13 protein-coding genes are annotated in these 14786 nt (G+C 38.2%); 12 read left to right on the top strand and 1 reads right to left on the bottom strand.

The annotated features are described in order from the left end of the window. Positions 1–165: 165 nt before the first annotated feature. Complete coding sequence (locus QZ574_RS18690; protein ID WP_297092381.1) at positions 166–2733, bottom strand: tetratricopeptide repeat protein; 2568 nt, start codon at positions 2731–2733, stop codon at positions 166–168. An 81-nt stretch (positions 2734–2814) separates the two neighbouring features. On the opposite strand from QZ574_RS18690, the gene QZ574_RS18695 reads away from it, so the two are divergent. The 12 genes from QZ574_RS18695 to QZ574_RS18750 are packed head-to-tail and all read left to right on the top strand — an operon-like array spanning position 2815 to position 14769. Continuing rightward, positions 2815–3228 (top strand): FdtA/QdtA family cupin domain-containing protein, encoded by a 414-nt coding sequence (locus QZ574_RS18695; protein ID WP_297092383.1) that lies wholly within the window; start codon positions 2815–2817, stop codon positions 3226–3228. Beyond that, the gene (locus QZ574_RS18700) at positions 3221–3667 is read left to right on the top strand and encodes an FdtA/QdtA family cupin domain-containing protein (RefSeq protein ID WP_297092385.1); all 447 of its coding nucleotides are present in this window, start codon (positions 3221–3223) and stop codon (positions 3665–3667) included. Before QZ574_RS18695 ends, QZ574_RS18700 begins: the two co-directional genes overlap by 8 nt. Next, positions 3664–4920: a hypothetical protein gene (locus QZ574_RS18705; protein ID WP_297092397.1), complete on the top strand. Its 1257-nt coding sequence runs from the start codon at positions 3664–3666 to the stop codon at positions 4918–4920. Before QZ574_RS18700 ends, QZ574_RS18705 begins: the two co-directional genes overlap by 4 nt. A gap of 51 nt (positions 4921–4971) precedes the next feature. After that, positions 4972–6225 carry a hypothetical protein gene (locus QZ574_RS18710; protein WP_297092399.1) on the top strand — a complete coding sequence of 418 codons (1254 nt, stop codon included), beginning with the start codon at positions 4972–4974 and terminating at the stop codon, positions 6223–6225. Positions 6226–6273: 48 nt separating this feature from the next. Next, complete coding sequence (locus tag QZ574_RS18715) at positions 6274–7530, top strand: hypothetical protein (protein WP_297092400.1); 1257 nt, start codon at positions 6274–6276, stop codon at positions 7528–7530. 43 nt (positions 7531–7573) lie between these two features. Further along, entirely contained in the window at positions 7574–8830 is a 1257-nt protein-coding gene (locus QZ574_RS18720) for an AMP-binding protein (protein ID WP_297092401.1), read from the top strand. Between the two features lie 8 nt (positions 8831–8838). Next, on the top strand, positions 8839–10107 hold the full coding sequence (locus tag QZ574_RS18725) for a hypothetical protein (RefSeq protein ID WP_297092404.1): 1269 nt from the start codon (positions 8839–8841) through the stop codon (positions 10105–10107). Positions 10108–10111: 4 nt separating this feature from the next. Beyond that, positions 10112–11095: a lysylphosphatidylglycerol synthase transmembrane domain-containing protein gene (locus QZ574_RS18730; RefSeq protein WP_297092405.1), complete on the top strand. Its 984-nt coding sequence runs from the start codon at positions 10112–10114 to the stop codon at positions 11093–11095. Beyond that, a complete protein-coding gene (locus tag QZ574_RS18735; protein ID WP_297092407.1) occupies positions 11092–11796 on the top strand; it encodes a hypothetical protein in 705 nt (234 codons plus the stop codon). The genes QZ574_RS18730 and QZ574_RS18735 overlap by 4 nt, the downstream gene beginning before the upstream one ends. A 1-nt stretch (position 11797) precedes the next feature. Then, positions 11798–12874, top strand: a complete 1077-nt coding sequence (locus QZ574_RS18740; RefSeq protein ID WP_297092409.1) for a DegT/DnrJ/EryC1/StrS family aminotransferase — start codon at positions 11798–11800, stop codon at positions 12872–12874. A 6-nt stretch (positions 12875–12880) separates the two neighbouring features. Next, complete coding sequence (locus QZ574_RS18745) at positions 12881–13834, top strand: glycosyltransferase (RefSeq protein WP_297092411.1); 954 nt, start codon at positions 12881–12883, stop codon at positions 13832–13834. Beyond that, positions 13834–14769, top strand: a complete 936-nt coding sequence (locus tag QZ574_RS18750) for a GNAT family N-acetyltransferase (protein WP_297092413.1) — start codon at positions 13834–13836, stop codon at positions 14767–14769. Before QZ574_RS18745 ends, QZ574_RS18750 begins: the two co-directional genes overlap by 1 nt. Positions 14770–14786 lie beyond the last annotated feature (17 nt).

Here is a 14786-nt window from a genome sequence, read left to right on the forward strand (position 1 = left end):
GCATTCTGGAATCTCATCAACTGGGATGAAGTCGCCAGGCGGTTTAAAGGTTAGTTGATTTTTGGTTTTTTCCCCGGAGCAGAGGCTCCGGGGTTTTTATTGCGCTATTGGGCAATGTTATGTTAACAATAATGGTGCAGTCTGTTAAAAAATCGCCCGAATTTATCACGGTTTTTGCCTGAGGGGGTTGCTTTGTTTTCTTTTGGGTTGTGCGAACATTATTGATTGTTGCTGGTTGGGTTTGTCGTTTTTTAACGTGTTATTGCCGGTTTTTGTAGCTTGCGATAACCGATTAAGAAAATCAATAGCTTCACGGTTGGTCCCATCCATATCAATGGCTTGTTGTAAATAACTTAAACCCGGATCAATTTGGTTTTGCCGTGCAGCATACAAAGCCTTTATTACATATGTCTCGCTATCTGGTTCATTCCGTTCCAAACGCTTAATGAGATCTGCTGCACGTTTCAGGTCGTTGTATTGTATGGCTAGTCGGCACTGTAGTTTCATCACGTCAATATGATTGGCAGTACCACGCGGAAGCTTTTTAATCAATTCAATACATTTTTCATTGTTATTCATTAAATGATAACATTTGGCGATACCAATTTGCGATTTCAAATCATTTTCGCGGCTGCGCAAAACCTGGCTATAAATATCAATGGCTTCATTGTATTTTCTGTAACTGGTTAAAACCTCGCCTATGGCATGGTATGCTTTGTAATACTGATTGTTTGTGTTTATAGCATCCTGAAATGCCCGAACTGCCTCTCCCGGATTATTCAAATTTTTGTAGGCAAGACCTTTTTGATAGGAACCTTCGCTTATAGTAGGGTTTAAACTTAGAGCCTTATCGGCAGCAACCAGAGCTTCCCTGTACCGTTTAAGGTTGTTCAAAACCTCTGCCTGATGCACATACGAGGAAAGTTGACCGGGATTTAATTCAATAGCTTTGTTTATTTTTTCCAGTGCCAAATCATTTTTTTGCTGCAACTTGTAAATAATTCCAAGTCCTTCCCAAATCTCTTCAGCATTCGGATATAATTCAAGAAACTCGTGGAAATATTTTTCTGCTTCATCAAATTTATTTTTACGCATGGCCTGAAACCCTTTTATATCGGCATAAGACACACGTTTTACTACCGCAGCAATACAAACTGTATCAACCATAACCTTGTGTAGCGTACCACTTGGCGGCCACTGGTTGTTGTTAAGCTGTGCCGGATGTATGTGAGTATTCGTCCAGATGGCATAATCCCACTCTTTCTTATTCTTTTCATGATACCGGCTGTATGCAATCGTCACAGCAGTTTCGTCTTTCAGAAAGTCTTTTGCAATTCGTGCATGGTCAGAGGCTATTGTTATTTCCTGGTCGGTAATTATATTTTTCTTTAAAAAATCGGCACACTCGCGTATACCGTGGTAATAGTAATCCATTTCGTATTTGCCATACGCTCCATTAACGCCTCCAACAAGTTGGTTGTAGTACACATACTGATGTGGGTGATTTTTTATGGTGTGAATGAAAGGTTTGTATAATCCTGCGACCAACAGGGCGATGCCAGCATAACTAAGCCATTTTGTTTTGTTGTCTGCAAGGTAGGCCAGTCCTCCAGATGATAGTGCCACGAGTGGTCCGTAAACCCAAAGTAAATGCCGCCAGCCACCATATAAATTCGAGTTCTGATAGATGGTGTATGCCAATGGAAATGCAAAGGCAAAAAATAGGATGTAATAGGACAGGTATTTTTTTTTGTCTGCCTTTTTTACAAATAGAAATGCTAAAAAAGCCACAAATCCAACGCCGACTATTATTGGCGACGAAATGGCAATATATTTAAGTCCGTAGTACCAGGGTAAGTCCTGAGAATTTTGAATGACACCCTCAAAAAGCTGGTTCAGATTCATCTGGTAGTTGGTCATTTTTGAGAGTGTAAGCAGGGGATTTTTTATAGGGCTAACCAGCCCAAAAGGCCACAAAATCAAACCTAAAAAATAGGCGGCCAGCGAGGCTAATCCAACCAAAACGAGTTGTTTACTTCCTTTTTTTATGTTGTCTGGTTTCAAAAATCCTTTCTCGCTGATGTAATACAAGCCAACCAGCATAAGCAAATAGGGTATCAGTATAATTCCGCCAATTCGGAGGCTAATGGCCCAAGCCATCCCCAATACAACAGGCAGGTACGTTTTAAACCCGACATTTGGAAGACTCTTGATAAGACGCACCAAAAAGTAGAGAGTAAACGAATACGAGGCCGCAAAAGGAATATCTTTCAGGTTATTAAAAGAATGTCCTAGAATACGTGGTGAAAAGAACATTAAAAGCAGTGCAATATAACCTGCTTGCCAGCCAAAAAGTGATGCAGCTGTTAGGCCGGTGAATAAAATTAACATCCAGCCAACTACAGAATTAAAAAAGTGTCTTGAATCATAAATATTATCGATGCCAAACAGCTCGTTAAAAATATGAACCAGGTTGTCAAGCGATTGCCCGTACAGGTGCAAGGTGTGGTCGTTGTATAAGGCCGCTTTGTCTTTCCCCATCGATTTGTAGAAATTCCAAACACTTTCAGCATGATCGACATGAAAATATTCATCGCCGCTAATACCGGCGTCCTGACTCAGGATACTCATTATACCAAGCAGCACTGCCGAAATACCAATAAAAATAAGTTTGTGCGTGTTTTTCTCTTTTCCGGCCTGTGTTAGAAACGATAAGTTGTTAAATTTGGACATCAATAAGAATTTCTTTGTTTTTAGAGAGATTCAAAACTAATAAAATAATAGGTGGGAACCGCATAAACCTTGCAACACTATATGTTGGATAAACTAAAAATTATTGATTTCCCAAAAATTGAGGACCCTCGTGGAAATTTAACCTTTGTACAACAAAACAAACATATACCTTTTGCCATCGAGCGGGTTTATTGGATTTACGATGTGCCGGGCGGCCAGGTGCGCGGCGGCCATGCTTTTAAAAAACAACAGGAAGTAATTGTTGCCCTTTCCGGGAGTTTTGATGTATTGGTGAATAATGGCAAGCAGGAAGTGTCTTATACTTTAAACCGGTCTTATTTTGGTTTATATATACCCAATGGAATTTGGCGCAGCCTGCAAAACTTTTCGACAAATGCCGTGGCCTTGGTTTTAAGCTCAACTCGGTTCAGCGAAAGCGATTATATTCGTAATTATGAGCAGTATAAACACTATTTAAATGTTGCGAATGAATAAAATAAGTAATTGCAAGCTAATAAATCTGCCACTGATTAAAGACCGTAGGGGAAATATCTCTCCAATACATACGGAAGTGGAGGTTCCGTTTGATATAAAACGTGTTTTTTATATTTATGATATACCTGGGGGCGAAGACCGTGGGGCACATGCACATTATTCCTGTCACCAGTTTTTGGTGGCTGTTAGCGGAAGTTTTGAAGTAGAGCTTGACGATGGAGAAAACCAAAAAACATTCCTGTTAAACCGGCCTTATTTTGGTTTACACATTCCTCCCGGATTATGGGCGGCAGAAAAGCAGTTCTCAGGAGGCGCCGTATGTCTTGTGCTTACCTCGCACGAGTACGATGAAGCCGATTATATTCGCGACTACGAAGTTTTTAGAAACTACAAGACCGGGATTGACGCAAACATTATAAAGCAGTACAGTTCCAGATGATTTTGTTTTTGGTAAAATATTATTTGGAAGCAAAATTGTTTGGCTGTTTACCCGAAAGCTATATTAAACAAATTCATATCCGGCGTTTTCGAAAAATATTTGAATGGGCCCGCGAGCATTCCGAATTTTACAGGCAGTTGTACACCGAGGCAGGTGTAATGGATTTGCGAATAGAATCATTCGACGATATTAAAAAGGTACCGATTGTTGACAAAGGTATGATGAAACGCTTTGATCTGGAGTCGATACTTACTTGTTCTCCATCCCAACCATTGGCAATAAACCGAACGAGTGGTTCCAATGGAGTGCCATTTGCAGTATACTCATCAAAACGAGAACATTTTACGGGTTATGTTCGGAGTTTTATGGCATTAAAAGGATATACGCCTTTCAAAAAATTTGTACTTGTTGGTGTTTTTGAAGAAAAAGAAAAACTCGAAAAAGGTTCGTTTTTGCAAATTTTTCAGAAATATTTTGGAGTATTCAGACGAGAGGCTTATTCGGTGCTTACACCTGCTCCAGTTTTAATTGCAAAATTGCAGCGAAAGAATATTTCGTTTTTATCGTCAACCCCAACATGTTTACAGGTACTGGCAGAAGAACTTAAAAAATCCAGAAACAAATTGAATATCTCCTATATTATTTCGTCAGGAGAGACTTTAAATCCTGAAGTTAAGCATGAACTAAAAATGTACTTTAATGCAAAAGTTATTGATGTATATGGTTGTATGGAATTACCCTCGATGGCATGGACAAGGCCGGGCAGTAAAACATTTCGCTATGCACTAAATACGATGCTCCCGGAGTATATAAAATGCACGAATAATCCGGAAAATTTATTTGGAGATTTAGTATTCACGAACTTTATAAACCGAACAATGCCATTTATTCGTTACAGGGTTGGCGATCAGCTTGAAAAGTCTGAAAAATATAATCGTTTAGGTACAATAATGGGAAGGGCAGACGATATTTTGGAGCTTACAGAAGGACGGAAATTACATGTGGTACAATTATACGTTTTTTCTAAAATTAACGGGATAGCACAATATAAATTTTATCAGAATAAGGGTGGTGAGATCTATTTTTATGTGGTGCCGGAGTACGGTGCAGACCTACGCAAAATAAGAGAAGCCGTATTAAAAACCTGGAAAACCAATATAGGAGATTATTCTTTGGAGGTTGAATTTAAAACGGATTTACCATTAAATACCCGTACCGGAAAATTTAAGCGGATAGAGAAGGAAGTGATTTAAAATACACTGAAATTAATTGTGTTGAGTTATATCATTCTGTTGTTAGAAAAAATGGTGTTTAATTTAATTACATATTTGGTTTTTGCAATTTGCATGCAGGCTCTTCCGGAAAGCCTCGTGAAACAAATTCATATCCGGCGTTTTCGAAAAATATTTGAATGGGCCCGCGAGCATTCCGAATTTTACAGGCAGGTGTACACCGAGGCAGGTGTAATGGATTTGCGAATAGAAACATTCGACGATATTAAAAAGGTACCGATTGTTGACAAAAAAATGATGCGCGCTGTAAGCCTGGAGTCGAGGTTAACCTGCAAAATCAATAATAAACTGGTACGAAGCATGACCAGTGGATCAAATGGAATGCCACTTAATGTTTATGCCTCTAAAAAAGAGCATTTTACCGGATATGTGCGCACCTTACTGGCAATTAAGGCTTACAATCCATTTAAACCTTTTATACTTATTGGTACCCATGAAGAAAAAGAACAGGTTGAAGAACAGTCGTTTATTGGATTTCTGCGTAAATACCTGGGGATGTTTCGCCGCGAAACAATTTCGGTTTTAGAACCGGTTGAACAGATTGTTGCTCAGTTGGTGAATCGAAAGATTGGAATCCTAACTACAACGCCTTCTTGTCTTAAAATTATAATGGATGAGGTGAAAAGCAAGAGACTGGAACTAAATGTGAAGCGTATAGTTTTGTCGGGAGAAACTATTGATGAAACTTTGCGATGGGATATTAAAAAGTATTTTCATGCAAAACTTATCAATGTGTATGGTTGTGTTGAGCACCCTTCGTTGGCATGGACTAAACCCAATGGAGAAAAATTCAACTATTTCTTATCCTCGGTATTTTTTGAACATACAAATGAATGGGAACACAATGAAAAACATTATGGAGAGTTGGTTTTAACCAATTTTACCAATAAAACAATGCCATTTGTACGATACAAAATTGGCGACCAGGTGGAGGTGGTTGATGATTATAAAACCCTTGGCAAAATTGAAGGAAGAGCCGATGATGTTATTCAATTGGCAAACGGAGAAAAGTTATTCATGTATCAAATGGATGCCTTCACCAAAATCGAAGCGATTTTTCAGTTTAAAATAATTCAGAAAAAAACAAGCGCACTTGTTTTTCAGGTGGTAGGTGTGCCGGGGTGCAATAAAAAGAAGCTTAAGCATGAAATTAGCAAGACGTGGAAGAACTTATTTCCGGATCTATCAATAGAAATAGAATTCCTGGTGGAACTTCCGGTAAATCCAATATCAGGAAAATTGAAACGCATGGAAATTGAAACCTGAAAAAGGATGTTTTTTGCTGATCATTGACTTCAACTTATTAATTTAAAAATGATTATTGGTTTATTAAAATATTATATCGAATCGAAAGTATTTCAATTGTTACCCGCAGAGCAGGTTCAAAAAATACACATCAAACGTTTCAGAAAGGTATTTGAATGGGCGCGCGAACATTCTGAATTTTACCGAAAGCTTTACCAGCAAGCCGGCATAATGGATTTAACAATTACAAATCTCGACGATATTCAAAAAGTGCCGCTTGTTACAAAGGAAATGATGTTGGCACACCACAGGCAGGACGTACTAACAATCAAATTAACAGATGAACTGATTGTTACCAGTTCAAGTGGCTCTACAGGTAAGCCTTTTGATGTGCACTGGTCGAAAAAGGAGTACTTTAAAAGTTACGTGCGAACCTTTTTGGCATTACCTTTTTATAATCCATTCCGGCGTTTTGTATTTATCGGTTTATTCAAGCAAAAAGAAATAATCGAGCGCAAATCCTTTCTTTCATTTTGTCAGCGGCATTTAAGGTTGTTCCGTCGTGAGAACTATTCTGTCTTAACGCCATTCAACGAAATTGCACAAAGCCTGTACGATAGGAAAATTGGCGTATTATCATCAACCAACTCCTGTCTTTTTTTATTGGTTGAGGAGCTAAAAAAGCACAAGAAAAAACTCCGTGTTAACTATGTTGTTGTTTCGGGCGAAACACTCTCAGATGCATTGCGCCACGATTTAAAAACCTATTTAAATGCTAAAGTGGTTGACGTTTACGGATGCACCGAATTAACTTCAATGTCGTGGTCGGTACCCGACAAATCAGTATACAATTATGCATTAAACTCCGTAATGCCGGAATGCCTTAATCCTCAGAAAATTAATGGTGAGTATTACGGCGAATTCGTTTTTACCAACTTTGTGAATAAAACCATGCCTTTTATTCGTTACAGGGTGGGCGACCAAATAGCCCGTACTAACAATTATAAAAAAATGGGCAGGGTTAGCGGACGAAACGATGATATTATGTTACTGAATAATGGACGAAAAGTTTTTATGTACCAGTTGTATATCTTTTTTAATCCATTAGGCGGATTTGTTCAATATAAGTTTTTGCAGCGAAAAGATAAAACCATCGTTTTTCAGGCCATAGGAAAACCGGGCATTGATAAACAAAAGCTGGCCCGGAAAATTAAGGAAACCTGGTTGCTAAATTACGGTACCCATCCTTTTGAGGTGGAATTTAAAGAGGAACTACCCATTAATAAAACTACCGGAAAATTTAAACGTGTTGAAGTTGAGCTCTAAGTAATGGAAAGAATAAAGGATAAGTTTTTGTTAAGCTAATTGAATGATGATAATTTACCTGTTAAAATACTATCTTGAAACAAAATTGTTTGCTCTAATGCCCGAGAAATGGGTAGCCAAAAAACAAGTAAAGAAATTCAGAAAAACCTTTGAATGGGCGCGAGAGAACTCGGACTTTTACAACAACTTATATGCAAAGGCGGGAGTAGCTAATCTAAAAATTGAGTCGATAAGTGATATTGCTAAGGTGCCGATAATTGATAAAGAATTGATGAATAAAAGCAATATCAAAACAATACTTACCTGCAAACAAACCGATAAATTGGTGATAACCAATACAAGCGGGTCAACAGGTGTACCAATTGATATTTATTCGACCAAGGCCGAGTTGTTTACCGGATACGTAAGAACTTTTATTGCTACAAAATTTTATAATCCTTTTAAACCTTATGGTTTTATCGGACTGTATGAGCACAAAGAAGCGGTTGAAAAGCATACTTTTATCTACTATCTTCAAAAACACCTCGGTCTTTTTCGTCGTGAGACTTTTTCAGTTTTCACTCCTCCGGCCGAGCTGATTCAGCAGTTAAAAGCCAAAAATATTAATGTTCTTTTTTCTACTCCTTCTGGTTTAAAGGTGTTAATTGCTAAACTAAAAGAAAAGAACGACCGTCTTCGTTTCAGGGTAGTTGTAGTTTCAGGCGAAACATTATCAGAAGATTTGCGAACGGATATTAAGCGCTATCTGGATGCAAAAGTTATTGATGTGTATGGGTGTATGGAGCATCCTTCGTTATCGTGGACAGACCCTAATGGCGATTTTTTTAACTATCCATCAAACTCGGTATATGTTGAATACATTAATAAAATGCAGATTGAAGGAGAATGGTATGGCGAACTGGTTATTACCAACCTTGCCAACAAAACCATGCCTTTTGTTCGATATAAAATTGGTGATCGGGTAAAAATACTCGATTCCAATAAAAGAATGGGAAAAATATCGGGGCGGGTTGATGATATAATAGAATACGAAAATGGAGATCAGATTTTTATGATTCAACTGTATCCTTTTGATGCCATTTTTGATTATTCGCAGTATAAGGTAATTCAGAAAAAGGATAAAAGTGTTTATTTTCAGGCTGTATGCAATTCCGGGGTGGATAAAGACAAGCTTAAACGACGTATTGAAAGTGTTTGGAAAGAATGCTTTGGCAACAACCCGGTTGTTGTGGAATTTGTAAAAGATTTGCCAATTAATTCAAAAACCGGAAAGTTCAAGTTGATAGAGCATGAAGTTTAATTTGTAAAATGCAGAATTTGAAAATGCTGGGTTATTTGTTAAAATATTACATCGAAGCAAAGCTATTTATACTACTTCATGAAAGGTGGGCGAAAAAATTTCAACTTCGTAAGTTTAGGCGAATGGTAAAGGTGGCTTCCAATGGCTCTGTTTTTTACCGCGAAATTTATAAAAATGCCGGTGTTTTAGACATGCAGATTAAATCTTTTGCTGATATTCAGAAACTACCAATTGTAAATAAACAGCTTATGTTGGCGGCCGAAAAAACGCAGCTGCTTACCACCCCGGTTACCGATAATATGGCTGTAAATAGCAGTAGTGGTTCTACCGGTCAGCCCATGAGCATTTACTCCACAAAAAGAGAGCACTTTACAAGTTATGTGCGTACTTTTTTGGCTTTAAAAGGCTACAACCCGCTTAAAAAATTTGTTTTTATTGGTATGTACGAGCAAAAGGAACGGAACGAAAAACAATCGTTTCTGTATTTGTTGCAGAAATATACCGGCTTATTTAAACGCGAAAAGTATTCGGTTCACACACCGCCCGGCGAGATTGTTAAAAAACTACATGGACGCCGAATAGATTATATATCAAGCACCGTAACTTGTGTACAACTGTTGCTTGATGAACTTAAGGAAACCGGAAGCAAGTTACAGGTAAAGTACGTTGTAGTATCGGGCGAAACGGTTTTTGATGATTTTAGGCAGGAGGTTAATAAATACCTGAATGCAGCCCTGATAAATGTGTACGGCTGTACCGAATTATTATCGATGGCCTGGAGCCAAGCTAATGCCAAAGGATTTAATTATCTGAAAAATACGGCATACCTTGAATATACCAACCCCGTGGAAATTAATGGCGAAATGTATGGCGAACTGATGATTACCAACCTGCTTAACAAAACACAGCCCTTTATACGCTACAATATTCGCGATCTGGTTAAAATTCCGCTAGCTGCAGGAAATATGGGCGAAATAATTGGCCGAATAGAAGATAACATTGATCTTGGGAATGGAAAAAAACTACACCGGCTTCAACTTTGTAGCATGTACAAACCGCTTACAGAGTGCAGCCAATTTAAGTTGATAAAGAAAAAGGACAATAAAATCTATTTCCAAACTAAACTAAAGCCCGGAGAGGAGAAAGCATCCACACAACAAAAAATTCAGGCAATTTGGAATGAATATATTGCTGATTGTTTGCTTGAAGTGGAATTCTTAGACCAGATTCCGTTAAGTACGGCTACCGGCAAATTTAAAATTATTGAAGTTGAATAGACACATGAAAAAAGTTTTACGCCTTCTGCAATTTGTTATTCCGGTTATTTTACTGGCAATCGTATTTTCTAAAATTGATTTTAGTAAGGTTGCAGAAGTCTATGTTCAGAGCAATAAAGTTTTACTATTTCTTGCTTTTGTTTCGTTTCCGTTGAGTTATGCTTTGTTTTCGTTACGGTGGAAACTTGTGCTAAATATGTTTGGTAAGCGAAACATTTCGTACCTGCGTTTATTAAAAATCGTATACATCGGATTTTTCTCCGGTTATTTTTTACCGGCATCTGTTGGCATCGATATTTATCGGGTGTATAGTTTACGAAAAACGGATACAACGCCGGTTACTATTGGTTTGCTATTTCAGGAGAAGTTAATGGGATTGCTTATTTGTGGCTTCTTTATTCTTTTTTTCTCCGGAATTTTGTCCATTAACGATCAACTAGTATATCCGCATATACGCACCATCCTTTACGTGTTCTTATCAATCTTAATTTTAGTAATTGCTCTGATGTTGCTATTCAAAAATAGCCGTGTTGTGCAGTTGGTGTTAGCTTTTATCGAAAGAAAATTGTTTGACTTAATAAAATGGTTCGCTTTAAAATTTAACAAGGAAGTTAAGGTTGAAAGCGGCTTTTTAAACAAAATTTTGCAGGTAAGCCTTTATCCGAAATTAATACTATTGGTGGCCGCATTTAGTTTAATCAATCAGTTTATCGGGGCCGTATTTAGCAATATCGCTTTTAATGCCCTGGGAGCTGAAATACCTCTATCTTATAACCTTTTTGCAAATCCTTTATTGAATATCCTTTTTTTATTCCCAATTTCGTTTGGTGGTTTCGGAATTCGTGAAGGATCATACATCCTTATTTTCGGACTTTTAGGTGTTTCGTCAGAAATTAGTTTGTTGGTTTCCTTTGTGTTTCTAATCTCAACATTTATAAATGTAGGAATAGGCGGCATTTTATTTATGTTTAATAAAAAAGTATCGTGACAAAACAAGTAATTATAATAGGTGGCCCCGGCAACGGAGGTGTTGTTGCTGCATGCATACGAGATATGCGTGAGAAATATGAGTATACAGACTATGAAGTAGTTGGTTTTATTAATGACTTTCTGGTGCCTGGTGAAAAAATAAACGGCTACCCTGTGCTGGGAAAATTAAATGATGTGCCGCGTTTTATTGATAAAGGTATGTTTTTTATTTATGCCATCCACAGTATATCTCATGGTGTGCTCCGAATGGAATTATTTAAAAAGCTGGGAATCCCTGATAGCCGGCTTGTAAGTATTATTCATCCAAATGCATTTATTGGCGAAGGGGCAGTTATTGACCCCGGTGTAATGATAATGGCCAACTGTTATGTGGGTACCAATACCCGCATTGGGCGATGTACTTTTTTGATGGCAAATAGTTGTGTCTCGCACGATAGTGTTGTTGGCGAATTCTGTCATATCTCAATGGGGGCGATATGTGGAAGTTTGTTAACCATTGGAGATGGTTGCGATGTGGCACTAAATGCTACGGTAATGGAAAGGGTAAGACTGGGCAATTTTTCGGTTGTTGGTGCGGCTGCATTGTGCCTAAATAATGTGGAAGATTACCAGGTTGTTATTGGAAATCCAGCTAAACATTATAAATACCTGTCGTTAACCGAATCAAAAGAAGAATGGGTAGCCAAACACAGCAAGTAATATGATGAACAATAAAAACCTTGAAACGATATGGCCAAATGATTTTAGGAAAGAATATAAAGCCATAGAACAGGAATTGCAGGGGAAAATTGCAAAGTTTTTTGATAAAGGCAGGTATATATTGGGCGAGGAAGTGGAAACATTCGAAAGCGCTTTTGCCACCTATGTCGGAACAAACCATTGTGTTGGTGTGGCTAATGGCCTTGATGGTTTGTTCCTCGCATTAAAAGCCCTTGGCATAGGCAATGGCGACGAGGTGCTGGTTCCTTCAAACGCATACATAGCATCGGTTTTGGCCATCTCACATGCCGGGGCAAAGCCTGTTTTTGTTGAGCCAAACCCAATAACGTTTAATATTGATGCAACGCTTATTGAAGCGAAAATTACCGGTAATACCAAGGCGATAATGCCGGTTCATTTGTATGGGCTGATATCGGATATGCCGGCAATTATGAATATTGCACAACAGAATAATTTGTTTGTGGTGGAAGATTGTGCCCAGGCACACGGCGCAAAAGTAAACGGGCAGCATGCCGGAAGTTTTGGAGATATAAATGCCTTTAGCTTTTACCCCACAAAAAACCTCGGGGCATGTGGCGATGCCGGTGCCATAACCACAAATTCTGCCGAACTGGCCGAGAAAATAAAAAAGCTTCGGAATTATGGCTCGGTTGAACGGTACCGTAACGAGGTAATTGGTTACAACTCGCGCCTCGACGAGTTACAGGCTGCTATTTTAAATGTAAAACTAAACTACCTGGATGTTTGGAATACTAAACGACGTGAAATAGCACAGGAATATGCATGTATTTTTTCTGATCAATTGTGGACATTGCCTACTGAACCTGAAGGATATCATCATGTCTTTCATCAGTACGTTGTTCAATCAGCTAACAGAGCTGAAGATATGCGGTGGTTGAAAGAGCAAGGGTACGAATGCTTAATTCATTACCCGGTGCCGCCTTATAAATCAGAAGCCTACAGAGAGGTGTATAAAAATGAAAACTATCCGCTTGCAGATAAGCTGGCTGAACAAGTAATAAGCTTGCCGGTTCACGGAAAAATGTGGCAAAAATAAACATGTATGGAAACACATAAAATGTTGTCGATTATTTTGTTATCGTATTTTAGCGAAAACAGAATATTTACGGTATACGAACAGGTTAAACAAAAAATGGAAGCCGAACAAATTCCGTTTGAGTTGATAATTATTGATGATGGTTCGAAAGATGAATCGTTTAAAAAAGCCTTGGAACTGGAAGAAACAGACAGCAGGGTGCGGGCATTTCAGCTAAGTAGAAATTATACCAGCCACTATGCACGTTTTGCGGGGTTATCAAAAAGCAAAGGAGCGTGTGCCGTTGGTATACCAGATGACCTGCAGACGCCATTGGAGGTTATTGTAAAAATGTATCGCCATTGGGAAAACGGAAATAAAATTGTAATCCCTTTTCGGGCATCGCGCAACGATGGTTGGCTCAGCGATCTTTTTTCAACCTTTTATTATGGAATAATGAATGCCATTTCTGATGTAAACTTTCCCAAAGGTGGGGCAGATGGCTTTTTAATTGACCGGGAGGTAGTTGATATTATGAACGAGCGAATTCATCCGATAAATACTTCAACAATTGTGGAAGTGTTGCGTTTGGGATTCGATCCGGTTTTTATTCCTTTTAACCGGCCAACTGTAAAATCAAAATCAAGATGGACCTTTAAAAAGAAACTAAAACTGGCTTCTGACACCATTTTTTCCTCTTCGTCTTTTCCAATAAAATGTATAACCATCATTGGTTTTATTTCAGTTATCATTTCGGTTTTCTCCATAATAGTTTCAACTTTTTTAAAGTTTTCTGGCAACCAGCATCTATTCGGCTTATCAATTCCCGGTTGGACATCTACCTTTGTGCTGATTTCGTTTTTTTGTGGCTTAATACTTTTTTCGTTGGGGGTAATTGCAGAGTATATCTGGCGAATTTATGAGGAAGTAAAAAACAGACCAGGGTACATCATAAAAGATAAAACAAAGCCCAAAAGCTAATGCTTACCATAAAAAAATACAGTGCGGAATATAAAAAGAACTGGGATGAGCTGGTTGCTCATTCGCGAAATGGTACTTTTCTGTTTTTCCGCGATTATCTTGAATATCACAAAGAAAAGTATAATGAGTGTTCGTTTTTGTTTTTTAAAAAAGGCAAACTACTGGCTGTTATTCCGGGGAATATAAACGAACAAATATTTTATACACACGAATACTTAACTTACGGGGGATTTATTATTGACAATACCCTAAAAACAGCCGACATTCTGCTGCTTTTCGAGCTGTTGAACAAGGAACTTCGTGTACTTAAAATTAAAGCGGTTGTTTATAAGCCCATACCTTTTATTTATCATCAAATTCCATCGCAAGAAGATTTGTACGCCTTGTTTCTGCTAAAGGCAAAACGTTTGGCTTGCGACATTTCTTCTTCGGTTTTTGAATGTAAAAAGATAAAATTCAGCAACTCCAGAAAAGATGGAATACGTAAGGCAAATAAGGCTGGTTTAGTGGTTGAAGAATCGGATGATTATGCTGGTTTCTGGAAGATATTAGCAGCAAATCTGCAAAAAAAATACAGTACTTTACCGGTACATTCGCTGGATGAGATTACCTACCTGCAAAATCATTTCAAACAAAAAATAAAACTGTTTGTGGTGAAACAAAAAGCAGAAATAGTTGGTGGAACAGTATTGTTTATTACCGGTAAAGTTGTTCATGTTCAGTACATTGCTGCCAACTTGGAGGGACGTGTGACAGGCGCACTCGATTTGCTTTTTTCGGAGCTCATTAATACAGTTTGCGTTTCGTGCGAGGTTTTTGATTTTGGAAAGTCTACAGAACAGGCTGGTACAGTTCTTAATAAAAACCTCATTTTCCAGAAAGAAGGGTTTGGCGCACGCGGGGTGGTGTACGAAACCTATAAATATACCTTGTAAGCCGGTGGGTAGTTTTA

It is taken from the genome of uncultured Draconibacterium sp. (genome assembly GCF_913063105.1).
Lineage (GTDB): Bacteria > Bacteroidota > Bacteroidia > Bacteroidales > Prolixibacteraceae > Draconibacterium.